Raw genomic sequence first — 23,719 nt, 5'->3', positions numbered from 1 at the left:
ATTAACGGCGGCGCTGCCAGATCCACAGCGCCGCAATTGCCAGCGCGAAAATCACGCCAAAGCCAACGCCGGTACCAATTACCGGTACGCCCGCTTTCACCGCCAGCGAGTACAGGCCCAGCATCAGCAACATGGCCATGTTTTCGCCGAGGTTCTGCACCGCAATCGCATTGCCCGCGCCAACCGACTCTTTACCAATGGCTTGCAACAGCGCGTTCAGCGGCACCACAAAGAAACCGCCCAACATGCCGATCAACATCAGCACGCCGTAGGCTGGCAGTAACGCGTGTTGTAAGGAGAACAGCACCACCGCCACACCAATAAGAATGCCGGCAGGCATACAACGCGCCACGGTTTCCAGTGTAACCAGCTTCGCCGCCAGCCCGGCACCGGCCACAATACCCACAGCGACCATCGCGTTAAGGTACGTTGGCGTCGCGTTATCCGTGATCCCAAGCGCCACTGGCACCCACAGCACCAGCAGGAAACGCAGCGTCACGCCCGCGCCCCAGAACAGACTAGTCCCGACCAGAGAAAAGCGCGTTTCACCGTTGCGCCACAGGCTTTTACAGGCGGTGAAGAAGCTGGACGTCATCGGTGTAAAGCGCCAGGATTGCCCCGGACGTGCAGCAGGCAGCTTCGGGATCAGCAGATTGGCGATCACCGCGCCCGCATACACCAGCGCACAAACGCCGAGTGCTACCAGCACATGCCAGTCGGCCAGCACACCGCCAGCCATCGAGCCGAGTAAAATGGCGGCGATGGTCGACGATTCCATCAAACCATTCGCTTTCACCAGCTTATCGCCGGTAGTGATTTCGCCAAGAATGCCGTACTTCGCCGGGGAATAGGCTGCCGCGCCCACACCTACCAGCAAATAGCCAACAAAGGGATTGATGCCGACGCAAATACTCGCCGCGCCAATCAGTTTCAGGCCGTTGGCAAACATCATCACCCGGCCTTTGGCGAAGCTGTCGGCGACCTGCCCGACAAAGGGTGCGAAAAGAATGTAAGCGCCCACAAACACCATCTGCAAAATCGGCTGGCTCCAGTCGGGATAAAACTCCGCTTTCAGCAGCGCCAGCGTGGCGAAGAGCAGCGCATTGTCGCCAAACGCGGAGAGAAACTGCGCGGCAATCACCGCCATCATCCCGCGCGACCACAGCGAGGAGTTAGTGCTTACTGACTCATGCATCTGTCGATTCTTCCTCTTCAATCATCCTTTTCAGGGTCACAAAATCAGGTTTGCCACTGCCCAGCACGGGCAACTGTTTCAGGAAGCGAATATCGCGCGGTACGGCAAGCTCCGGCACGCCTTGCGCCCGCGCCTGCTGTTGCAGCTTATCGCGCGTCAACTCGCTGTCGGTGGTGAACATCACCAGCGCCTCGCCTTTGCTGGCATCGCTCTTGACCACCGTGGCATGCAGTTTTTCCGGCGACACCGCCAGCGCCAGTTGTTCGACAATCTCCAGTGAGATCATCTCGCCGGCGATTTTGGCAAAACGCTTCGCCCGCCCCTGAATCTGCACAAAGCCCTGCTCATCGAAACGCACGATATCGCCGGTGTCATACCAGCCCGCTTCCATGTCGCCATTGATATTTTCCGCGGCTGGCGCTTCCAGCACGCCAGGATTTTCCACACGCAGATAGCCGGTCATCACGTTGGGCCCTTTCAGTTGCAGGCGACCGCCGTCTTCAATGCCCGGCACCGCCATTAACCGCGCATCCATCCCCGGTAAAATCCGCCCGACAGTGCCGGGTTTTGCCGCCATCGGCACGTTAATGGAAACCACTGGCGCACATTCGGTCACACCATAACCTTCAAGGATGCGCAGACCAAATTTGTCCTGCCACAGCTGGCGGGTGCTATCCTGCAACTTTTCAGCTCCGGCCACCACATAGCGCAAACGGAAGAAATCATACGGGTTGGCAAAACGCGCATAATTGCCAAGGAATGTCGAGGTGCCAAACAGCACGGTGCAGTTACGGTCATACACCAGTTCAGGAACAATGCGGTAGTGCAGCGGGCTCGGATAAAGGAACACCTCCGCACCGGTGAATAACGGCGTGAATAACCCCACCGTCAGACCAAACGAGTGGAACAGCGGCAGCGCCGACATAAAGCGGTCATTGGCGGTGAAATCCGCGATGGTTTTGATCTGCTCAACGTTCGCCAGCAAGCTTTTATGGCTATGCACCACGCCCTTCGGATTGCCCTCAGAACCGGAGGTGAAGAGGATCAGCGCCGGGTCTTCCGGTTTTTGCGGCAGTTGCGCTTTTAATGGCGTCAACAGATGGCGGAAAATCCACAGCTTGTCTTCCCTGGTGACATCGCCTTTCAGATCTTCCAGGTAAACCCAGCGCACCTGGGTGAGTTGCTCCGGCAGATGCCACAGCTTGCCTTTATCCATAAACGTACGGGATGTGAAGATGGTTTTGATCTGCGCTGCCGTAATCGCACTACTTAACCCTTTCACGCCGGCGGTGTAGTTCATCATCGCCGGAATGCGTGCACGCGCAACCGCGCCGAAAATCACCGCCGCGCTGATCCCGGCGTTTGGCAACATCAGGCCGATTTTCTCGCCCGGCGCGCTGTATTTATCCAGGATACGGGCAACAAACAGCGATTTGGTCAGCAGCTTGCGGTAGCTATCCGGGGTGAAATTGATGTCTTCAACACAGTGCTTATTGGCACCATAGCGATACTGCGCGGAAAGCAACGCTTCGAACAGGGTTTCGCGCGGGCGCACAGCCATGCGCGCTTCCATCATGATTTGGTGCAGCATCTCACCCGCCAGCTTGCGACGGTCACGCGCACGCGGCGCATCCGGCATCGGTAAATGCGTAGGCGGCAAAATATGCAAAGTAATACGTGGGAACAGGCGCTGCTTTACCAGCCCTTTAAGGCGGCTGAAGTAGGTTAGCTCCGCGCCATCAATACGCAGTGGGACCACCGTCGCACCCGATTTTGCCGCCACAAACCCAGCCCCGTCGTAAATTTTCATCAATGATCCGGAAACCGAAATACGCCCTTCCGGGAAAATCACCACCGGGCGCCCCTGTTCCACCAGCCGCACCAGGTGCTTGATCGACATCGGCTTGGTCGGATCCAGCGGCACGAAATCAATAATCGAGCTAATCCAGCGCATGTACCACTGGCTGCTGATAGAGGTGTAGACCGCGAAAACCGGGCGCACCGGCAGGAATAACGCCAGCAAAATGCCATCAATAAAAGAGACGTGGTTAGGGGTAATGAGCACCCGTTCGCCTTGCAGCGCCTGCGTGTTGCCGGTCAGTTGTACGCGAAACAACACACGGAACAGGCCGCGGAAAAAGCCCAGTAGCATTTCAACTCCTTTTGCCAGTAAATTAAGCACGTTATCAAATTGTGGCAGATTACATGAGAAGTGCGGCGGGTTAAAACGTGGGCGAAAAAAAACCTGCGCGTCCGCGCAGGTTGGTGCTAGAAATGAGTACGAAAAGCGTACCGAATAAATCACCAATCAATACCTCTGGGACCTTGATTGTCGCGTGCGGCACCGCGCCTCACCAGCGGGAAAAAGCAAGAGAGTGAGCCGAAGTGAAACGAGGTGTGTCCATTCGCGATTACTGTTACAGAGTTAGGTAAAAAAAAACCTGCGCATCTGCGCAGGTTGGTGTAATTCGAGTGTGCAACCCTGGGGGCCGCGTTCACCTATCAATACCTCTGGGAGTTCTACTCTGTCACGGGGGGATACCTGCCACCAGCAGACAATCGAAACAGCCCTTCGCAAAGTGTAACTAAAGGTTGTGCCTGAATTACTTTGCAATTTCCCGCGTGTAACGTTTTCACTGATTTCCTTCGCGTCAGCTCACGTTTGCAGATACCTGCCGGGCAGCTTCCTTGATTACACATCTCTTTTCCGTAACACTATGCAGCGTGTAAACGCTTACCCAAAGGAAGGTGCGTAATGGCGACTATCAAAGATGTCGCGCGGCTGGCAGGAGTTTCGGTCGCAACGGTTTCCCGCGTGATTAACGACTCGCCAAAAGCGAGCGAATCCTCGCGCCAGGCGGTGCAAAGCGCAATGGATGCGCTCAATTACCACCCGAATGCCAATGCCCGCGCGCTGGCGCAACAGTCCACCGAAACCGTAGGTCTGGTGGTGGGCGACGTGTCGGATCCCTTTTTCGGCGCAATGGTGAAGGCTGTCGAGCAAGTTGCTTCAGCCACCGGGAATTTCTTGCTGATTGGCAACGGCTACCATAACGAAGAGAAAGAGCGCAAAGCCATTGAGCAACTGATTCGCCACCGCTGCGCGGCGCTGGTCGTGCATGCCAAAACCCTGCCTGACGATGAACTCGCTTCGCTGATGAAACAGATGCCGGGCATGGTGTTAATCAACCGCATTTTGCCAGGGTTTGAACAGCGCTGTGTGGCGCTTGATGACCGTTACGGTGCCTGGCTGGCCACTCGCCATTTGATCCAGCAAGGCCATACGAAAATTGGCTATCTTTGCTCCAACCACGCGATTTCTGATGCGGAAGATCGTCTGCAAGGCTATTACGACGCGCTAAAAGAGAATGGTTTGCCCTGCAACGACCGGCAGGTGACGTTTGCCGAGCCGGATGAGAGCGGCGGCGAACAGGCGATGACCGAGCTGCTCGGTCGCGGGCGTAACTTTACCGCCGTCGCCTGTTATAACGATTCTATGGCCGCGGGGGCGATGGGTGTGCTGAATGATAACGGCATTGAGGTGCCGCGTGAGATTTCCCTGATTGGGTTCGATGATGTATTGGTGTCGCGCTATGTTCGCCCGCGCTTAACCACCGTGCGTTACCCGATTGTCACCATGGCAACGCAAGCCGCTGAACTGGCGCTGGCGCTGGCGGAAAACCGCCCGCTGCCGGAAATCACTTACCTTTTCAACCCAACGCTGGTGCGTCGTCATTCGGTGATTGCGCCGCAAGAGTAGCGATACAGGTGCACGGTCTTGTGCGGATAGTCGAGACCGTCGCCAATGTAGCGCCAGCCAAAACGCTCGTAAAAATCGCGACACGCCGAGTAAAGATGCAGCTCATGAAAACCCATCGCTTTCGCTTGCTCAATCACATGACGCTGTAACTGCCCGGCCACCCCCTGCCCGCGAGCGCTCTCTTTCACATATAGCGCCGCCAGCCACGGGAACAGATCCTGGCGGCTGATTAAATCGCAGCGCCACAGCCCGACGGTGCCCAGCAGTTGCTCCCCATCAACCAGAACAAACGTCAGTGGCAACTGCCCGGGCGTCTGGCTGTGCGCGATAATAGAGGCGAAAAAATCACGCGGCAGCGAGTCGCCAAACTCACGCCATAACCAATCCACCACCTGCTCTGCAAAGTGTGGCGCGTCGTAAAGGGGAATAATCTTCATACGATCTTTCCCTGAAAAATCGGTACTGATTCAAACAGGTAGCCGTCAAAGTCAGGAGCATCCTCGTCTGAAAGCTCCAGCAGGCTCTTTTTGACATTTTCCAGGTGCTGCCACATCGCTTGCCAGGCGCCCATCACATCGCGGCGACGCAGCGCTGCCAGCAGGGTCTGCCGGTCACCCAGCCATTTCAGACGATAGGGACGGCTGGCGATATGCACGTTGAATTGTTGCCACAGCGGGCTGCTGTCCATGTGATGCCAGATACTCTCCACCGTCGCCAGCAGCATCTGGTTTTGCGATGCACCCGCCAGCACAAGGTGGAACATTTTGCTGTTGTCCTGCGAGGTATCGTTCATCGCGATGGCGCGCTGCTCTTGCTCAAGAATGCGCCGAAGATTGTCGATATCCGCGCGCGTCGCCATTTTGGCGGCAAAGGCGGCGATATTGCTCTCCAGCAACTGACGCGCCTGTAAGATCTCAAACGGGCCAACATCGCTACTTAAAAAGCGCTCCTCTTCGTTTTCATGCTCCTGCGGAATACGCATCACATACACGCCGGAGCCCTGGCGAATATCCACCGTGCCTTGCAGTTCAAGCATCAGCAGTGCTTCACGCACGATGGTACGGCTAACGCCATATTTTTCGGCGATATTGCGCTCCGGCGGCAGGCGGGAACCCACGGGGTAATGCCCCTGGATTATCTGCTCGCGTAAATCTTCGCCAATCTCCTGGTACTGTTTTTTTTCCGGCGGGACGACGGCCTTCTCCACAATATCACCTGCAAGTCTGAGTTATCGCGCAGGCCGGGGCGCCCGGCCTGTCGGCGCTATCTTACCAAAGCCAGCGCCTGATCGAGAACTTTCGCGCCGTTTAAGGTGCCGTAAGCCACCGAATCGATCACATCAATCGGAATGCCATATTCGTCAGTCAGTTTTTTATTCTCCGCCAGCTTAAAGCGCACCTGCGGTCCCAGCAGCACGGCGGTTATCTCGGTGGCATAACTTTGCAACTCGTCGCGCAGGGATTGCTCGGCAATGGCGTAGATCTTCAGCTCAAGGCCGCGCTCCGCCGCCGCTTTTTCCATTTTGGTCACCACCAGCGATGTGGACATCCCGGCGGAGCAGCACAACACAATACGTTTCATGGTGGCTCCTTATTTCCATCCGTCATCAATAGTCAGGGTCAACTGGCGTTCATCGCGCAGCTTGCGAAACCAGCCGGCAGACTTTTTCGCCCGGCGGTCACGGTTGTTTTGCAGGTCAATCTCAATCAGGCCATAGCGGTTTTTAAACGCGTTCATTGGCGAAACGTTATCGGTAAACGCCCACAACATGTAACCCTGGCAGTTCGCGCCCGCTTCTCTGGCGCGCAGCGTCTGGTATAAATGCGCGGCAATAAAATCAATGCGGTACTCGTCCTCAATGGTGCCCGCCGCGTTGCGAAACTGTCCTTCGTTCTCAATGCCCATGCCGCTTTCGGCGACAAACCACGGAATGTTGCCGTAGTCGTTTTTGATGCGCATCGCCATGTCATAAATGATCTCCGGCAGGATCTCCCAGCCGCGAGATTTGTTCATTTTTCTGCCCGGCAACTCAAAAGGCTCGTAGTAGTACGCCGGGTGAAAAGGTGTTTCCGGGTGCCAGGCGCGCGACGGTGCTTTTACCCGGTGCGGGTAATAAAGGTTAATGCCCAGCTCATCGACGGTGTTATCGCGGATAATCGCCAGCTCTTCCTCACTGTAATCCCACTGTACCTGGTGTTTTTCCAGCAACGGGAACAGCTCCGGTGGATAGTGGCCTTTCACCATCGGATCAAGAAAGACGCGGTTATAGAACAGATCGTAGCGCTCGGCGGCCAGCACATCGTGCGGCGCGCGTGAACGCGGATAAGTGACTTCCGGGTTGAGAATGCAGCCCACGGTGCCCTGATAACCCTTCTCACGAAACAGTTTCACCACTTTCGCGGTGGCCAGGTTTTTATGGTGATTCCACTGCATCCAGGTGCCGGTGTTCTGCTCATAAGGCCAGCGCAGCGCATCCAGGTAGACGCGGGTTTGCACCACAATCGGCTCGTTAAAGGTGAACCAGCGGGTCACTTTTTGATGAAAACGCTCAAACACCTTTTCGACATACAACAGATACAGCTCAACCACTTTTTTTGACGCCCAGCCGCCGTAGGTTTCCAGCAAATAGCCCGGCAGTTCGTAATGTTCCAGGCAGATCATCGGCACAATGCCGTGGCGCTGCATCTCGTCAAACAGTTCGTCGTAATAGGCGGCATAGCGTTCATCAACCACGCCGTTTTCATAATCGGTGAGAAAGCGCGACCAGTTGATCGAGGTGCGATAGTGGGTCAGCCCCGCCTGTTTCATCAGTTGCACATCTTCACGAAAGCGCTGGTAAAAGTTGGTCGCCACCGCCGGGCCGTAGCCGTCGTGCCAGACGTGACGATCGTTTTTGTACCAGAGATCGGGCCAGGAATCCTGGCCCTCCCGCTTGTCTGTCCAGCCTTCGGTTTGCCAGGCTGAGGCCGCCGCGCCCAGAATAAACGACGGCGGTATGGCAATTGTTTTCGTGCTCATGACATCCTCAGGCGTTGTTAGTGGCTTCGGCTTGCAGCTGCGCTTGTTCGGCGCGGCGAGAAGCAATTTTCACAAACGGCAGATAGATAATGACGGAAGTGATAATGCAGATAAGCTGCGTTACCACCGCGCCCATTGAACCGGCGGTCGACAGCCAGGCGTTGATCAACGGCGGCGTGGTCCACGGCACCATCACCACTGCTTTGCCGGCAAAACCGGTCACCGTGGCAAAGTAACCGATCGAGCCGGTCACCAGCGGGGTGATGATGAACGGGATCGCGAGGATCGGGTTGAGCATGATCGGCATACCGAAAATCACCGGCTCGTTAATATTAAATACCCCAGGCCCGATGGAGAGTTTGGCGATCTCTTTCATCTCTTTACGCTTGGTGGCGATCATCACTGCGATCAGCAGGCCGATGGTTAAACCCGAGCCGCCGATACTCATATAAACGTCCCAGAACGGCATGGTGATGATATTCGGCACCTCTTTGCCCTGCTCAAAGGCGCTCATATTGACGGTGATGGCACCCAGCAGCAGCGGTTCGCGAATAGGCTTAATCATCTGGTTGCCGTGAATACCGATAACCCAGAACAGTTGCGCCACAAACATCAGTAGTAAAATGCCCGGCAGGCTTTGCACCACGCGCTCCAGCGGCTGCTGCACTACCTGATAAACGGCGTCATACAGGTACATGCCGGTCACCTGGTGGAAAACAAAACCGAAGGTGGCAATTACCGTGGTGGTGATGATCGCCGGGATCAGCGCGGAAAACGACGCGGAGACGTTGGGCGGCACGGTGTCCGGCATTTTTATCTTCAGCCCGTCGCGGTTTTCCAGCCAGCAGTAAATTTCCACCGACAAAATAGCGATAAACATGCCGAGGAACAGGCTACGGGTATCGGAGAACTGGCGCAGCAGCACGTCTTTCACCACGTGCATCTGCCCGTCTACCAGCATTTCCACTGTGGTTGGCGTGACGCAGATAAAACAGATCACCGCCAGCAAACCGGGAAACAGCGTCTTAATGCCGTTGATACGCCCGAGCTCAATACCGATTAAGAACACCGCGCCAATGTTAAGGAAGTTCAGCGTGGCGTAGTTAATCGCACTGGTAATCGGCTTCAACGCTGCGAGAAAGGAGAGTGACTGGAAGCTGGCGAGGCCATTTTTTGGATCCAGCACCATGTTGGAGATCAGGACAGAAAATGCGCCGACGATGATCACCGGCATCAGGGTAATAAACGACGCTTTGATCGCCATGATATAGCGATAGCTGTTGAACTTTGTCGCAAAACTACCCAGAGAATCGATGAGCTTTTCTTGTAGGGCCATGAGTTAACACCTCAGTAAAGGGGCTTTTTTATCGATGCAGGGATACAGCACAGTCCCATTTGGCATACCAAAAATAGCGATGCGTGGCGGAAAGTTCTGTGACGAGCCTCCCAACCCGCTTACTGGTATTCCAAAACGAGACGAAAGCCAACATTGGCATACCACCTTACCGTTAGCAGGGATTTCCGATACTTAGCGCAAACCGTAACGGCTGGCCTTAACCCGTGAAATGAGTGTGGTAAACTGCGTTTCATTACGCGAAACGAGAACTCGTCATGGTCACAATGCTGGATGTCTCACTGCGCGCGGGCGTTTCGAAAGCAACGGTTTCCCGCGTGCTGAATGGTACGGGTCAGGTAAAAGAGAGCACCCGCAATCAGGTTTTTAAGGCGATGGAGGAGCTGGATTATCGCCCCAACTTTCTTGCCCGCTCGCTGGCAAACCGCACCAGCAACAGCATTGGCCTGGTGGTGTCCAGCTTTGACGGTTTTTATTTTGGCCGCTTATTGCAGCAGGCGTCGCGCCAGGCGGAATTACACGGCAAGCAGCTGATTGTCACCGACGGTCACGATACGCCCGAACGGGAAGAGCTGGCGGTGCAGATGCTGGCAGACAGGCGCTGCGACGCCATTATTCTTTACACCCGCTTTATGAGCGAAAAAGCGATCTTAACGCTTATTGACGCCACGCCAATGCCGCTGATTGTCATCAACCGCGAGCTCTTCCAGGCGCATGATAAATGTGTGTTCTTCGAGCAGCAGGACGCGGCCTTCCAGGCTGTGGATTACCTGATTACACAGCATCACCGGGATATTGCCTGTATCACCGCGCCGATCCACACGCCGACCGGTAAAGCACGGTTGATGGGTTATCGCAAGGCGCTGGAAAAACACGGCATTCGCTGGGATCCGGCCAAAGTGAAATACGGTGACTCGACCATGACGCGCGGGTATGAACTGTGCCAGCAGATGTTGCAGGAAGGGGTGAAATTCAGCGCGCTGTTCGCCTGTAACGACGATATGGCGCTGGGTGCCTCAAAGGCCATCTGGCAGGCGGGTTTGCGTATTCCGCAGGATATTTCGCTGTTCGGCTTTGATGACGCACCAAGCGCCCGCTGGCTGGAGCCGGGCCTGTCGACGGTCTATTTGCCGATCGACAACATGATCACCACCGCGATTGATCAGGCGATCAAACTGGTGAACAACGAACAGATCGCCGCGATCCCACCGTTTACCGGCACGCTGGTGTTGCGTGAATCGGTCGCGGCGGGACCGGGCAGTAAGGCTTAGAGCAGCTCCAGACCGATCAGCTCTTCGATGGTCTGGCGGCGGCGAATCAAGCGCGCGACGCCGTTATCGAATAACACTTCCGGCAGCAGCGGACGGCTGTTGTAGTTTGATGACATTGACGCGCCATACGCTCCCGTATCGTGCAGCACCAGATAATCCCCGGCTTTCACTTCCGGCAGCGCGCGGGTTTCCACTTTCCCGCCCTCCTGCTGGGTAAAGACATCGCCGGATTCGCACAGCGGCCCGGCAACCACAGTATCAATCAGTGGCGCATGGCGAAGATCGCGCCCATCGGCGGCCAGCGCCGTAATGTGGTGGTAGCTGCCGTACATTGCCGGGCGCATCAGATCGTTAAAACCGGCGTCGATCAGCACAAAGTGGCGGCTGCCCATGTTTTTCACGCTACGCACTTGTGAAACCAGCACGCCAGATTCCGCCACCAGGAAACGACCCGGTTCGATCTCCAGCTTCACCGCATGCCCCAGATGTTTGGCAATTTGCTCGCGCGCCGCGTTCCACAGCCCGTAATAATGCGCGGTATCCACCGGCTCTTCCCCTTCATGATAGGGAATCGACAAACCGCCGCCTGCGGAAATTGCCTGCAGATCCTGGCCAAAATCGACCACCTGGCGCACCATCGCGCCGCACACCTGCTCCAGATGGCCATAATCCACGCCGGAACCGATATGCATATGAATGCCCGCCAGTTTCAACTGGTAGCGTTGCATTACCGCCAGCGCATCCGCCAGATCGCTGTACCAGATGCCATGCTTGCTGTTTTCGCCGCCCGTGTTGGTTTTCTGGCTATGACCGTGACCAAAACCAGGGTTAACGCGTAACCACACGCGATGACCCGGCGAGACCGCACCAAGCTGTTCCAGCATATCCACCGAACCGGCGTTCACGGCAATACCCAGTTCGCTCACCCGCGCGATGGTCGCGTCATCCAGCACATCGGCGGTAAAGACAATATCGTCCGGGTGCGTTTGCGGATCGTAACCCGCTGCCAGCGCACGTTCGATCTCACCGAGCGAAACGGAATCGACCTTCACGCCCTGCTCACGCATCAGACGCAGAATATGAATATTCGAACAGGCTTTTTGCGCAAAGCGCACCACGTCGAAGGCGCGCAGTTTGGCGATTTGCGCGCGAATGATTTGCGCGTCATAACCCCATACCGGGCAGCCAAATTCAGCAGGTAAGCGCAGCAGATTAGCGGCGTTAAGGTCGGTTTCAGTCTGGTGTAATGAGCGTGGCATGATGACTCCGGGCAACAAAATTTTTACTGATTACGCCACAGCACGAAGAGAATAAAAAATATCGTTTTATCGCAACTCTATGCAAAAATGATATGGATAACCTGCTGAAACCGGATCCCGCCCATGCCCGCTGTCAATCTGCGCCATATCGAAATCTTTCACGCCGTGATGACCACCGGCAATCTGACGGAGGCCGCCGCACTGCTGCATACCTCGCAACCGACGGTGAGCCGCGAGCTGGCGCGCTTTGAAAAAGTGCTGGGGCTGAAACTGTTCGAGCGCACGCGCGGGCGTTTACAGCCCACGGTGCAAGGATTGCGGTTATTCGAAGAGGTGCAGCGTTCCTGGTACGGGCTGGACCGGATTGTCAGCGCCGCCGAAAGCCTGCGTGAGTTCCGCCAGGGTGAGTTGTCCATCGCCTGCCTGCCGGTATTTTCTCAATCTTTTTTACCGCTGCTGCTGCAACCATTTCTGGCGCGCTACCCGGATGTCAGCCTGAACATCGTGCCGCAGGAGTCGCCATTGCTGGAGGAGTGGCTGTCAGCGCAGCGACACGATCTGGGCTTAACCGAAACGCTCAGCACTCCGGCAGGCACCGAACGCACGCCACTGCTCACCTGTAATGAAGTCTGCGTCATGCCGCAGAATCATCCGCTGGCGTGCAAAGCGGTATTAACACCGGCAGATTTTCAGGGCGAGAATTACATTAGTTTGTCGCGCTCCGACAGTTACCGGCAGTTGCTGGACGCGCTGTTTAATGAACATCAGGTGAAGCGGCGCATGGTGCTGGAAACGCACAGCGCCGCCTCGGTATGCGCGATGGTACGCGCCGGGGTGGGGATTTCGGTGGTGAACCCGCTGACCGCGCTGGATTACGTAGCCAGCGGTGTCGCCGTGCGTCGTTTCAGTATCGAAGTGCCGTTTACGGTGAGCCTGATCCGCCCACTGCACCGCCCCGCTTCTGCGCTGGTCGAGGCGTTTACCGCCCATTTGCAGGCAGCCATGCCGCTGGTTAGCGGGCCGCTGGCTGCCATACTGGGCGAACCTTAAGAGAGCATAAAGTCCACCGCATCGGCGGCATGCAGCGCCGCCGTATCAAACACCTTAATCGGGCAGTGAGTTTCCGGCAGCAGCAGACCAATCTCGGTGCAACCGAAAATCACCCCTTCCGCGCCTTCGCCAGCCAATTTTTTGATTAAATTGACAAAATAGTAGCGAGACTCATCGGTGAAGGTTCCCAGACAGAGCTCACTAAAGATGATGTCGTTAATGCGCTCGCGATCTTCCGGGCCCGGCACGGAGGTTTCGATGCCAAACTGTTTCTCCAGGCGGCCACGGTAAAAATCCTGCTCCATGGTGTAGCGCGTGCCGAGCAACGCGACATTGCGCATGCCTGCGTTTTCGATCGCCCGCCCGGTCGCATCAGCAATATGCAGGAACGGAATATGGCAGCGCTCTTCTATTTGCCCGGCGACTTTGTGCATGGTGTTGGTACACAGCACAATCGCCTGCGCGCCCGCCTGCTCCAGACCCGCCGCCGCCTGGGCCAGGATCTCACCGGCTTTATGCCACTGTGCGGTCGCCTGGCAGGTCTCAATTTCATGGAAATCCAGGCTGTGCAGAAGCAAGCTGGCGGAGTGCAAGCCGCCGAGACGAGCTTTCACGCCCTCATTAATCAGGCGGTAATAAGGAACGGTTGATTCCCAGCTCATACCGCCCAGCAGTCCTATCGTTTTCATCGCTTGTCTCCGTCTGGTTTAGCGCTCAGTCAATCAAAGTTGTGATCGACTTTCAACTTCTCTGGCCTCGCGTTTATTTTTATAGAACGCTGAGATAAGTTATTTTGAAACAACGTTTCATCATTTACTCTATCGTAATCACTAACGATACCTACTACAGGACACTACGATGTTTATCTTCCATAAAGACACTCAGCTTGATGACCTGGGCAACGGCGTTAGCCGCCGTATTCTTGCCCATGACGGCAAAATGATGGCGGTCGAAGTTATGTTCGAACAAGGTGCCATCGGCCCAATGCACAATCATCCTCATGAACAACTTACGTACGTTTTATCCGGCGAGTTCGAATTTACCATTGGTGATGAGAAACATATCGTCACCGCAGGCGATACACTTTATAAGGAACCGCACATTATGCACGGATGTGTGTGTTTAAAAGCCGGAACGCTGCTCGATACCTTTACACCAGTACGTGAAGATTTTTTAAAACGTTGATCGCGCCCTTAAATAGTTAACGCCTCCCATAATTAGGGGGGCGTTTTTATTTCCAGGCCAATAAGAATAGTTCGCCGGATAATCGTTTAAATATCCAATGATTTCATTTCGCAATATTTAATACGTTAGGCTGTTACCCAAATCGTTACGCTTACTGGCGATAAACCCGCTGTTTTTCGACAAAAATGACACCCACCTCACTTTATTGAAACATCGTTTCGACTTCGATCACATTTCACGAATTAATCGAATGACGCCAATTCAAAACGCAATAAAATATTTTAAAACGACGTTTCACAAACCAAGAACGTAAGTTCGCAGGATTTTAAAACCCGGAATATCGTGAGTAATTTCCAGTGGTTAAAGTTTCAAAACGCATTGATTCAATTGATTATTGTGATCAAGCGCACGCACAGAGCCTGTTTTAACCCTCTGACGCCCATGCGGCGGAGGAAAAAAGTTAATCTCCGAATCCGTATTACACATTGTTCGCCAGGTAGGTATGTATGAATGAAAACAGACTACTGGGATTGGCCTGGATATCGCCCTACGTTATTGGGTTGATAGTCTTTACGGCTTTCCCATTCATCTCATCGTTCTTTCTCAGTTTTACTGAGTATGACCTGATGAGCCCGCCGGTATTTAACGGCATTGAGAATTATCGCTACATGTTTACCGAAGACACGCTCTTCTGGAAATCAATGGGCGTAACGTTCGCGTATGTATTTTTGACAATCCCGCTGAAGCTCGCCTTCGCGCTGGGGATTGCCTTTGTGCTCAACTTTAAACTTCGGGGCATCGGTTTTTTCCGTACGGCTTACTACATTCCGTCCATCCTCGGTAGCTCCGTGGCGATCGCCGTACTGTGGCGCGCACTGTTCGCTATTGATGGCCTGCTGAACAGCTTTATCGGCGTGTTTGGTCTGGATCCGATTAACTGGCTCGGCGAACCGTCGCTGGCGCTGATGTCCGTCACCCTGCTGCGCGTCTGGCAGTTCGGCTCCGCGATGGTCATCTTCCTCGCCGCGCTGCAAAACGTGCCGCAATCCCAGTATGAAGCGGCGATGATCGATGGCGCCAGCAAATGGCAGATGTTTATGAAAGTTACCGTGCCGCTGATTACGCCGGTTATTTTCTTCAACTTCATCATGCAGACCACACAGGCGTTCCAGGAATTTACCGGCCCGTATGTCATTACCGGCGGCGGCCCGACCTATTACACCTATCTGTTCTCGCTCTACATCTACGACACCGCCTTCAAGTATTTCGACATGGGCTACGGTGCGGCGCTGGCCTGGGTTCTGTTCCTGGTCGTGGCGGTCTTTGCCTCCATCGCCTTTAAGTCTTCGAAATACTGGGTGTTCTACTCTGCCGATAAGGGAGGCAAAAATGGCTGATATCCAACATCTCACGCCGGGCATGAAAGAAGCCGAACGTGAAGTGGCGCGCACGCTGCGCCGCGAAAAAATCAGCGCATGGATCCGCTATACGATCCTGCTCTTTGTCGGCCTGTTAATGCTCTACCCGCTGGCGTGGATGTTCTCGGCGTCGTTCAAACCGAACCACGAGATCTTCACCACGCTGGGGCTGTGGCCGACCCACGCCACCTGGGACGGCTTTATCAACGGCTGGAAAACCGGCACCGAATACACCTTCGGGCATTACATGCTGAACACCTTTAAGTATGTAATCCCAAAAGTAATTTTGACCATTATCTCTTCCACCATTGTGGCTTACGGCTTTGCCCGCTTTGAGATCCCGTGGAAGAACTTCTGGTTCGGTACGCTTATCGCCACCATGCTGCTGCCAAGCACCGTGCTGCTGATCCCGCAATACCTGATGTTCCGTGAAATGGGCATGCTCAACAGCTATATGCCGCTGTATCTGCCAACGGCGTTCGCCACCCACGGTTTCTTCGTCTTTATGTTGATTCAGTTCTTACGCGGCGTGCCGCGCGACATGGAAGAAGCGGCGCAAATCGACGGCTGTAACTCCTGGCAGGTGCTGTGGTACGTGGTGGTGCCAATCCTGAAACCGGCGATTATCTCCGTGGCGCTGTTCCAGTTCATGTGGTCAATGAACGACTTTATCGGGCCGCTGATTTATGTCTACAGCGTGGATAAATACCCGATCGCACTGGCGCTGAAAATGTCCATCGACGTCACCGAAGGTGCGCCGTGGAACGAAATTCTGGCAATGGCGAGTATCTCCATTCTGCCGTCCATCATTGTCTTCTTCCTGGCACAGCGCTACTTCGTACAGGGCGTGACCAGCAGCGGAATTAAAGGTTAAGAGGGAAGTATCATGGCTGAAGTTATTTTCAACAAACTGGAAAAGGTTTACTCCAACGGCTTCAAAGCGGTACATGGTATCGACCTGAAAATTGCCGATGGCGAATTTATGGTGATTGTCGGCCCAAGCGGCTGCGCCAAATCCACCACGCTGCGTATGCTGGCAGGCCTTGAAACCATCAGCGGCGGCGAAGTGCGCATCGGCGAGAAGATCGTCAACAACCTCGCGCCAAAATCACGCGGCATCGCGATGGTGTTCCAGAACTACGCCCTTTACCCGCACATGACAGTGCGTGAAAACCTCGCGTTCGGCCTGAAACTCAGCAAGATGCCGAAAGATGAGATCAACAAACAGGTCGATGAAGCGGCGAAAATCCTGGAGCTGGAAGAGCTGATGGACCGCCTGCCGCGCCAGCTTTCCGGCGGTCAGGCGCAGCGCGTGGCGGTTGGCCGCGCGATTGTGAAAAAGCCAGATGTGTTCCTGTTTGACGAACCGCTGTCGAACCTGGACGCCAAACTGCGCGCCTCAATGCGCATCCGTATTTCCGACCTGCACAAGCAGTTAAAGAAATCCGGGAAACCGGCCACCACGGTCTACGTCACGCACGATCAGACCGAAGCAATGACCATGGGCGACCGCATCTGCGTGATGAAGCTCGGCCATATCATGCAGGTGGATACTCCGGACAACCTCTACCACTTCCCGAAAAATATGTTCGTGGCGGGCTTTATCGGCGCGCCGGAGATGAACATCAAACCGGCGAAAATTGTAAAAAAAGCCGACCAGCTGCACATCACCGTCGGTCATGAAACGCTGGCGCTGAACGCTTATCAGCAGGAGAAAGTCGCGGATTACGCCGACAAAGAGGTGTTCTTTGGCGTGCGCCCGGAGTTTGTCTCCGTTTCTGATGAGCCTTATAGCGACGATTGCGGCTCCGGCGATCTGGTGCGCGTCGAGAACATGGGTCACGAGTTCTTTGTTTACCTGAAAGTTGGCGACTACGAACTGACCGCACGAATTCCTTCAGATGAAGCTAAGCCAATGATTGCAAAGGGGCTTCACCGGAAGGTGTACTTTAAGTTTGATATGAATAAGTGTCATATTTTTGACGCGAAAACTGAACAGAACATTTCTTTATAACTACGAAATCATTCGCGATGCCCCGAGGCGGCCAGTCGGTGTATCCCGGCGCTTACGCAAGTAAGTAGCCGGGATACATCAGCGCAGCCACCAAAGGGGCACCTGAAGAATGAAATTTAAACAAACGTTGGAGTATAAAAATGAAAAAAGTGCTTACCGGCGCCATCATCTCCGCAACTCTGGGCATGTGCGCTGTACCCGCAACCGCCGCTGATAATGTTGATCTGCGTATGTCCTGGTGGGGGGGCAACGGTCGTCATCAGGTCACCTTAAAAGCGCTGGAAGAGTTTCATAAACAGCATCCGGACATTACCGTTAAATCTGAATACACCGGTTGGGACGGCCACCTCTCCCGTCTGACCACGCAAATCGCGGGCGGCACCGAGCCGGACGTGATGCAGACCAACTGGAACTGGCTGCCGATTTTCTCCAAAAATGGCGACGGTTTTTACGATCTGAACCAGGTCAAAGACATAGTCGATTTAAGCCAGTTCGATGCCAAAGAGCTGCAATCCACCACCGTTGACGGCAAGCTGAACGGCATTCCAATCTCCGTCACCGCACGCGTGTTCTACTTCAACGACGAGCAGTGGAAAAAAGCGGGCGTCGCCTTCCCGAAAACCTGGGATGAGCTGTTAGCGGCGGGCAAAACCTTTGAAAGCAAGCTCGGCAAACAGTACTACCCGGTCGTGCTGGAGCACCAGGATACGCTGGCGCTGCTGAACTCCTACATGGTGCAGAAATACAACATTCCTGCCGTGGATGAAAAAGCGAAGAAATTCAGCTACACCAACGAGCAGTGGGTCGAATTCTTCCAGATGTATAAAAAACTGGTCGATAGCCACGTAATGCCGGACGCGAAGTACTACGCGTCGTTCGGTAAGAGCAACATGTATGAAATGAAGCCGTGGATCGAAGGTGAATGGGCGGGTACTTACATGTGGAACTCCACCATCACTAAATACTCCGACAACCTGAAGCCGCCAGCCAAACTGGTGCTGGGTGACTACCCGATGCTGCCGGGTGCGAAAGACGCAGGTCTGTTCTTTAAACCCGCACAGATGCTGTCGATCGGTAAATCCACCAAGCATCCGAAAGAGGCGGCCCAGGTAATCAACTTCCTGCTGAACAGCAAAGAAGGTGCTGAAACGCTGGGTCTGGAGCGCGGCGTGCCGCTGAGCAAAGCTGCGGTGCAAACGCTGACCGCCAATGGCGCGATCAAAGAGGCCGATCCGGCGGTTGCGGGTCTGCGTCTGGCGCAGTCACTGCCGACCAAGCTCTCGGTATCGCCTTACTTTGACGATCCGCAGATTGTTGCCCAGTTCGGTACCGCAATTCAGTACATCGACTATGGCCAGAAATCCGTTGAAGAAACCGCAGCCGACTTCCAGCGTCAGGCTGAGCGTATTCTGAAACGCGCCATGCGCTAAGGTTTTACCGCAATGACATACCCTGCCCGTTCGCGGCAGGGTATTTTTTTATCTAAGGAGCAGGTAATGGCAAAGGGGAAAAAAGTCTCTCTCACCTTCCGCAGCCAGAAAGACGACAAAACCGGGCATGAGGTTATCCGGCTGACGCCGCCGCATATTATTTGTCACCGTAACTACTTCTATCAGAAATGCTTTACCCGGGACGGCGAGAAACTGATTTTCGGCGGCGCGTTTGAAGGCCACTGGAATTACTACTTGTTGGATCTCGCTAACCGCGAAGCGACACAGCTCACCGAAGGTGCGGGAGACAACACGTTTGGCGGTTTTTTATCTGCCGATGACAGCGCGCTGTGGTATGTGAAAAACACCCGCGAACTGCGCTGCGTGGATTTGCAGACGCTCGAAGAGCATATCGTCTACGAAGTCGACGATGAGTGGGTGGCGTATGGTACCTGGGTCGCCAACTCCAGTTGCACCAAACTGGTCGGTATCGAAATCAAAAAGAGTGACTGGCAGCCGCTCACCGACTGGCAAAAATTCCGCGATTTCTACTTCACCAACCCCGAATGTCGCCTGATCCGCATTGATCTGCAAAGTGGTAAACGTGAGACCCTGTTGCAGGAAAAACGCTGGCTTGGCCACCCGATTTATCGCCCGTTTGACGATAACACCGTGGCGTTTTGCCACGAAGGCCCGCGCGATGTCATTGATGCGCGTATGTGGCTGATTAACGAAGATGGCAGCAACCTGCGCAAGGTGCGCCAGCACAAGCCGGGCGAAAGTTTTACCCATGAATTCTGGGTGCCGGACGGCTCCGCGCTCTACTACGTGGCGCACCAGGAAAACGATCCGCGCCGTTATCTCTACAGCGCGGATCCCAAGACGCTGGAAAACCAGCAGTTGATGGCAATCCCGCCCTGCTCACATCTGATGAGTAATGAAGACGGCAGTCTGGTGGTCGGTGATGGCGCGCCGCATCACACCGGGGATATCCACCTTAACGATCCGTTTATCTGGGTATTTGACATTCATAGCGGCGAACAGAAAGCGATTTGCCAGCATAACAGTAGCTGGAAAGTGCTGGATGGTGACCGCCAGGTCACGCATCCGCACCCGTCTTTCTCGCCAGATAACCAGTGGGTACTCTACACTTCCGATGCCGAAGGCATGCCCGCGCTCTACCTCGCGCGGGTGTAATTTTGCCCTCTCCCGCAAGGGAGAGGGATGTTGTTACACGCCGATATTACGCAGTTTTTCACCTGACATCAGACGGCGCTCGATATGTTCCAGCGTGACGTTTTTGGTTTCCGGGATCAGCCAGAAAGTGACGCCGACAAATGCCAGATTCAGCGCGGTATAGAGCCAGAAGGTGCCCGCCGCGCCAATCGCGTCCAGCAACGTCAGGAAGGTTGCTCCGATGATCATGTTCGACACCCAGTTAGTGGTGGTGGAACAGGTGATGCCGAAGTCGCGGCATTTCAGCGGCTGGATCTCCGAACACAGGATCCACACCACCGGCGCGGCGCTCATCGCATAACCGGCAATACAGATCATCGTCATACCGACGGAAAGCCAGGATAACCCGCTCGATGCAGTGCCGTTATCAAACTGCATCAGGCAGTAGCCGAGGATCAAGGTGCCGATCGCCATTACGCTGAAACCAATTTTCAGCGCCGGTTTGCGTCCGGCTTTATCCACGGTAAATACCGCGATAAAGGTGGCAAACATAAAGGTCAACCCCACCACCAGCGTGGCGATCATCTGCTGTTCAGTGGTAGTAAACCCGGCCATTTTGAAGATGCGCGGCGCGTAATACATGATGATATTCATGCCGGTGAACTGCTGCATCGCCTGCAATAACATGCCGAGGAAAACGGCGCGGCGCACGTTGCGGTTAGCTTTAAACAGCTGGAAACCGCCCTGTTTCAGTTTCAGGCTTTCGCGGATTTCATTAAGTTCTTCGCGCGCTTTTTCCGAGGTATCGCGCAGCATACGCAGCACCTCTTCCGCTTCAATATGCCGCCCTTTTTGCGCCAGCCAGCGCGGGCTATTGGGCAGAAAAACCACCAGAACAATCAGCAACACCGCCGGCAACGCCAGCACACCGAGCATCGCCCGCCAGTTGCCGCTGTAGCTAAACGCAGTATCCGACAGGAACGCCAGCACAATGCCCAGCGTGACCATTAACTGGTACATGCTGATCATCTTGCCGCGCACGTTTTCGCTCGCCATTTCAGAGAGATACAGCGGCGCGGTATACGAAGCAATGCCGACTGCAACCCCGAGCAGCACGCGGGAAAGCAGCAGCACTTCCACGCTGGCGGCAAACGCGGAACCGAGCGAGCCTGCGACAAACAACACCGCGCCCACCATTAAGCTGTATTTGCGCCCAAGGCGGAAAGAGAGCCAGCCATTAAACAGCGCGCCCAGCGCCGCGCCCAGCATCATGCTGCTCACCACCCACTCCTGCAAACGGCTGGATAAGGTGAAATGGTCGGTGATAAACGGCAGCGCACCGGAAATCACCCCAATATCGAGACCAAACAACAGCCCGGCGACCGCTGCCGACACCGAGACAAACAGATTCATACGCCGGGTATCACGCAGCGCGCGCGGTAAAGCTACAGAGTCAGTACTGATAGAAGCCATGTTTTCCTGCCTGCACAGAATAAGTCGTCTTATGAAAGTAAGTCAGCGGCGAGTCAAAGCGTCAGTGCGTAACTCGCGAAGATATGGATAAATACGCTGTGGCATAGTGTTTTGTGATGGAGTTTACAATTTTGAAAATATAGTTTAAGCACTAAACTAATTTTAACTTATTTATTTTAAAGGATATTTAATAAATAGCCTGCGAATTAAGACAAAAGGATATGGATTTTTCTATTCAACAGATATGGACAATTAATACGCAGATATAAAAAAACCTGCCCGTGGGCAGGTTTCGTATGCAGTCAATGCGAGGCGAATTAACGCGCCAGCCAGCCGCCGTCAACAGCAATGGTGTAGCCGTTGATGTAGTCAGACGCTTTCGAAGACAGGAACACGACCGGCCCCATCAGATCGCTCGGCAAACCCCAGCGGCCCGCCGGGATACGGTCGAGGATCTCGGCGCTACGCTGCTCATCGGCACGCAGCTGCTGGGTGTTGTTGGTCGCCATATAGCCCGGCGCAATAGCGTTAACGTTGATGTTGTGTTTCGCCCACTCGTTCGCCAGCAGACGCGTCACACCCATCACGCCACTTTTTGACGCGGTGTAAGACGGTACGCGGATGCCGCCCTGGAAAGAGAGCATGGACGCGATGTTGATGATCTTGCCGCCGTTACCCTGCGCGATGAAGTGTTTTGCCGCCGCCTGGGACATAAAGAATACGCTCTTAATGTTCAGGTTCATCACGTCGTCCCAGTCTTTCTCGCTGAAGTTGATCGCGTCTTCACGGCGGATCAAACCGGCGTTGTTTACCAGAATGTCGATTTTGCCAAACTCAGCGACCGCGCGCTCCAGCAGCGCGGGAATGCCGTCGATCTGACGCAGATCGGCAGTCAGGCTAAGAAAACGACGGCCCAGCGCGGTCACGCGCTCAATGGTTTCTGTTGGTTCAACGATGTTGATACCGACGATATCGCAGCCCGCTTCCGCCAGGCCCAGCGCCATACCCTGGCCCAGACCGGTGTCGCAACCGCTTACTACCGCAACCTTACCTTGAAGAGAAAATGCATCCAGAATCATGTTTATTCCTTAATCTATCAGCGCCTGTGTTGGACAGGCATGGTTTTATGCTGCCCGCTATTAGCGCAGATCTTTTACAGCGACGTGATCCATGTCATCAAAGACCTGGTTCTCACCCACCATCCCCCAGATGAAGGTATACGCACGCGTACCAACGCCTGAATGGATTGACCAGCTGGGAGAAATGACCGCCTGCTCGTTATGCATCACAATGTGACGCGTTTCCTGCGGCTGCCCCATCATATGGAATACGCAGGCGTCTTCTTCCATATTGAAATAGAAGTACACTTCCATGCGGCGCTCATGGGTATGGCACGGCATCGTGTTCCACAGGTTGCCCGGCGCAAGCTCGGTCAGCCCCATGCTTAACTGGCAGGTTTCCAGCACGTCCGGCACGAAATATTTGTTGATGGTGCGGCGATTGCTGGTCAGCGGATCGCCAAGCGTTACTGGCGCAACATCGGCTGGTGTCACTTTTTTTGTTGGAAAGGTGGTGTGTGCGGGTGCGCAGTTGTAGTAAAACTTGGCCGGTTTCGCGCTATCTATGCTGGCAAAAACCACCTCTTTGGCGCCTTTTCCAACATATAACCCATCGCGATGACCAATTTCATAACAGTGACCGTCCACGGTGATGGTGCCCGGGCCGCCGATATTAATCACGCCCAGTTCGCGGCGCTCAAGGAAATAGGTCACGCCAAGCTGTTTACCCACTTCGCCACCGACAGAAACGGTTTTATTCACCGGTTTAATACCGCCGACGATAATGCGATCGATATGGCTGTAAACCATGGTGTATTCGTCATCAGCGAATACTTTTTCGACTAAAAACTCATTGCGCAGGCCCTGGGTATCCAGCGTTTTCGCATGCGCACTGTGGATGCTTTGTCTGACTTCCACAATAACCTCCGAAGTAAATTTTGACCGAAACGTCACTCAACGAAACGCAGAAACAGTGTTCCGTTTCTTCATTACGCGCATCTTATCCCGGCTAAAACATGTTTTCAATCTTGAATAAAACAACGTTTCAATTTTTCTGC

21 protein-coding genes are annotated in these 23,719 nt (G+C 54.5%); 9 read left to right on the top strand and 12 right to left on the bottom strand.

Features of this window, described 5'->3' with window-relative positions; genetic code table 11:
- Position 1 precedes the first annotated feature (1 nt).
- Together lplT and aas are read right to left on the bottom strand one after the other, a co-directional pair.
- Complete coding sequence (gene lplT, locus JKP81_RS15620; protein ID WP_200552443.1) at positions 2–1,195, bottom strand: lysophospholipid transporter LplT; 1,194 nt, start codon at positions 1,193–1,195, stop codon at positions 2–4.
- Positions 1,188–3,347, bottom strand: a complete 2,160-nt coding sequence (gene aas, locus JKP81_RS15615) for a bifunctional acyl-ACP--phospholipid O-acyltransferase/long-chain-fatty-acid--ACP ligase (protein ID WP_200552442.1) — start codon at positions 3,345–3,347, stop codon at positions 1,188–1,190. The genes lplT and aas overlap by 8 nt, the downstream gene beginning before the upstream one ends.
- 603 nt (positions 3,348–3,950) lie before the next feature.
- Between aas and galR the strand changes: the two genes are divergently transcribed.
- Complete coding sequence (gene galR / locus JKP81_RS15610) at positions 3,951–4,955, top strand: HTH-type transcriptional regulator GalR (RefSeq protein WP_200552441.1); 1,005 nt, start codon at positions 3,951–3,953, stop codon at positions 4,953–4,955.
- On the opposite strand, the gene JKP81_RS15605 is transcribed toward galR, so the two are convergent.
- From JKP81_RS15605 to JKP81_RS15585, 5 genes are read right to left on the bottom strand one after another with little or no spacing between them, the layout of a single operon-like run.
- On the bottom strand, positions 4,928–5,392 hold the full coding sequence (locus JKP81_RS15605) for a GNAT family N-acetyltransferase (RefSeq protein ID WP_200552440.1): 465 nt from the start codon (positions 5,390–5,392) through the stop codon (positions 4,928–4,930). The genes galR and JKP81_RS15605 overlap by 28 nt on opposite strands.
- Positions 5,389–6,162 (bottom strand): GntR family transcriptional regulator, encoded by a 774-nt coding sequence (locus JKP81_RS15600; protein WP_065370137.1) that lies wholly within the window; start codon positions 6,160–6,162, stop codon positions 5,389–5,391. Before JKP81_RS15600 ends, JKP81_RS15605 begins: the two co-directional genes overlap by 4 nt.
- A 56-nt stretch (positions 6,163–6,218) precedes the next feature.
- A complete protein-coding gene (locus tag JKP81_RS15595; RefSeq protein ID WP_020455064.1) occupies positions 6,219–6,536 on the bottom strand; it encodes a PTS sugar transporter subunit IIB in 318 nt (105 codons plus the stop codon).
- Positions 6,537–6,545: 9 nt separating this feature from the next.
- A complete protein-coding gene (locus JKP81_RS15590) occupies positions 6,546–7,973 on the bottom strand; it encodes a glycoside hydrolase family 1 protein (RefSeq protein WP_200552439.1) in 1,428 nt (475 codons plus the stop codon).
- A 7-nt stretch (positions 7,974–7,980) separates the two neighbouring features.
- Positions 7,981–9,309, bottom strand: a complete 1,329-nt coding sequence (locus tag JKP81_RS15585; RefSeq protein WP_017457673.1) for a PTS sugar transporter subunit IIC — start codon at positions 9,307–9,309, stop codon at positions 7,981–7,983.
- A gap of 275 nt (positions 9,310–9,584) precedes the next feature.
- Between JKP81_RS15585 and JKP81_RS15580 the strand changes: the two genes are divergently transcribed.
- Positions 9,585–10,598 carry a LacI family DNA-binding transcriptional regulator gene (locus JKP81_RS15580; RefSeq protein ID WP_200552438.1) on the top strand — a complete coding sequence of 338 codons (1,014 nt, stop codon included), beginning with the start codon at positions 9,585–9,587 and terminating at the stop codon, positions 10,596–10,598.
- Here the strand turns inward: JKP81_RS15580 and lysA are convergent.
- The gene (gene lysA, locus JKP81_RS15575; RefSeq protein ID WP_200552437.1) at positions 10,595–11,857 is read right to left on the bottom strand and encodes a diaminopimelate decarboxylase; all 1,263 of its coding nucleotides are present in this window, start codon (positions 11,855–11,857) and stop codon (positions 10,595–10,597) included. The two genes, JKP81_RS15580 and lysA, sit on opposite strands and share 4 nt — an antisense overlap.
- Positions 11,858–11,980: 123 nt before the next feature.
- Between lysA and JKP81_RS15570 the strand changes: the two genes are divergently transcribed.
- A complete protein-coding gene (locus JKP81_RS15570; protein ID WP_200552436.1) occupies positions 11,981–12,907 on the top strand; it encodes a LysR family transcriptional regulator in 927 nt (308 codons plus the stop codon).
- On the opposite strand, the gene JKP81_RS15565 is transcribed toward JKP81_RS15570, so the two are convergent.
- On the bottom strand, positions 12,904–13,596 hold the full coding sequence (locus JKP81_RS15565; protein WP_086873586.1) for an aspartate/glutamate racemase: 693 nt from the start codon (positions 13,594–13,596) through the stop codon (positions 12,904–12,906). The genes JKP81_RS15570 and JKP81_RS15565 overlap by 4 nt on opposite strands.
- 169 nt (positions 13,597–13,765) lie before the next feature.
- On the opposite strand from JKP81_RS15565, the gene JKP81_RS15560 reads away from it, so the two are divergent.
- The 6 genes from JKP81_RS15560 to JKP81_RS15535 all read left to right on the top strand — a co-directional run bounded on the left by JKP81_RS15560 (position 13,766) and on the right by JKP81_RS15535 (position 20,151).
- On the top strand, positions 13,766–14,092 hold the full coding sequence (locus tag JKP81_RS15560) for a cupin domain-containing protein (protein WP_017457668.1): 327 nt from the start codon (positions 13,766–13,768) through the stop codon (positions 14,090–14,092).
- A gap of 506 nt (positions 14,093–14,598) precedes the next feature.
- Positions 14,599–15,489 (top strand): carbohydrate ABC transporter permease, encoded by an 891-nt coding sequence (locus JKP81_RS15555; protein WP_025263850.1) that lies wholly within the window; start codon positions 14,599–14,601, stop codon positions 15,487–15,489.
- Positions 15,482–16,384 (top strand): carbohydrate ABC transporter permease, encoded by a 903-nt coding sequence (locus JKP81_RS15550; protein ID WP_017457666.1) that lies wholly within the window; start codon positions 15,482–15,484, stop codon positions 16,382–16,384. The genes JKP81_RS15555 and JKP81_RS15550 overlap by 8 nt, the downstream gene beginning before the upstream one ends.
- Positions 16,385–16,396: 12 nt before the next feature.
- Positions 16,397–17,524: an ABC transporter ATP-binding protein gene (locus tag JKP81_RS15545; protein WP_200552435.1), complete on the top strand. Its 1,128-nt coding sequence runs from the start codon at positions 16,397–16,399 to the stop codon at positions 17,522–17,524.
- Between the two features lie 140 nt (positions 17,525–17,664).
- Positions 17,665–18,954, top strand: a complete 1,290-nt coding sequence (locus JKP81_RS15540; RefSeq protein WP_200552434.1) for an ABC transporter substrate-binding protein — start codon at positions 17,665–17,667, stop codon at positions 18,952–18,954.
- Between the two features lie 66 nt (positions 18,955–19,020).
- Positions 19,021–20,151, top strand: a complete 1,131-nt coding sequence (locus JKP81_RS15535; RefSeq protein ID WP_200552433.1) for an oligogalacturonate lyase family protein — start codon at positions 19,021–19,023, stop codon at positions 20,149–20,151.
- A 33-nt stretch (positions 20,152–20,184) separates the two neighbouring features.
- Here JKP81_RS15535 and JKP81_RS15530 read toward each other — a convergent pair whose 3' ends face one another.
- The 3 genes from JKP81_RS15530 to kduI all read right to left on the bottom strand — a co-directional run bounded on the left by JKP81_RS15530 (position 20,185) and on the right by kduI (position 23,579).
- Positions 20,185–21,603 (bottom strand): sugar porter family MFS transporter, encoded by a 1,419-nt coding sequence (locus JKP81_RS15530; protein ID WP_200552432.1) that lies wholly within the window; start codon positions 21,601–21,603, stop codon positions 20,185–20,187.
- Positions 21,604–21,920: 317 nt separating this feature from the next.
- On the bottom strand, positions 21,921–22,682 hold the full coding sequence (gene kduD, locus JKP81_RS15525) for a 2-dehydro-3-deoxy-D-gluconate 5-dehydrogenase KduD (RefSeq protein ID WP_086873579.1): 762 nt from the start codon (positions 22,680–22,682) through the stop codon (positions 21,921–21,923).
- Positions 22,683–22,742: 60 nt separating this feature from the next.
- Complete coding sequence (gene kduI, locus JKP81_RS15520) at positions 22,743–23,579, bottom strand: 5-dehydro-4-deoxy-D-glucuronate isomerase (protein WP_200552431.1); 837 nt, start codon at positions 23,577–23,579, stop codon at positions 22,743–22,745.
- Between the last annotated feature and the right edge of the window lie 140 nt (positions 23,580–23,719).

The organism is Kosakonia sp. LAM2021, assembly GCF_016620385.1.
In the GTDB taxonomy this organism is placed as follows: domain Bacteria; phylum Pseudomonadota; class Gammaproteobacteria; order Enterobacterales; family Enterobacteriaceae; genus Kosakonia; species Kosakonia sacchari.
Note: the sequence above shows the minus strand (reverse complement) of the source record. Positions and strands in the feature narration are given on the sequence as shown.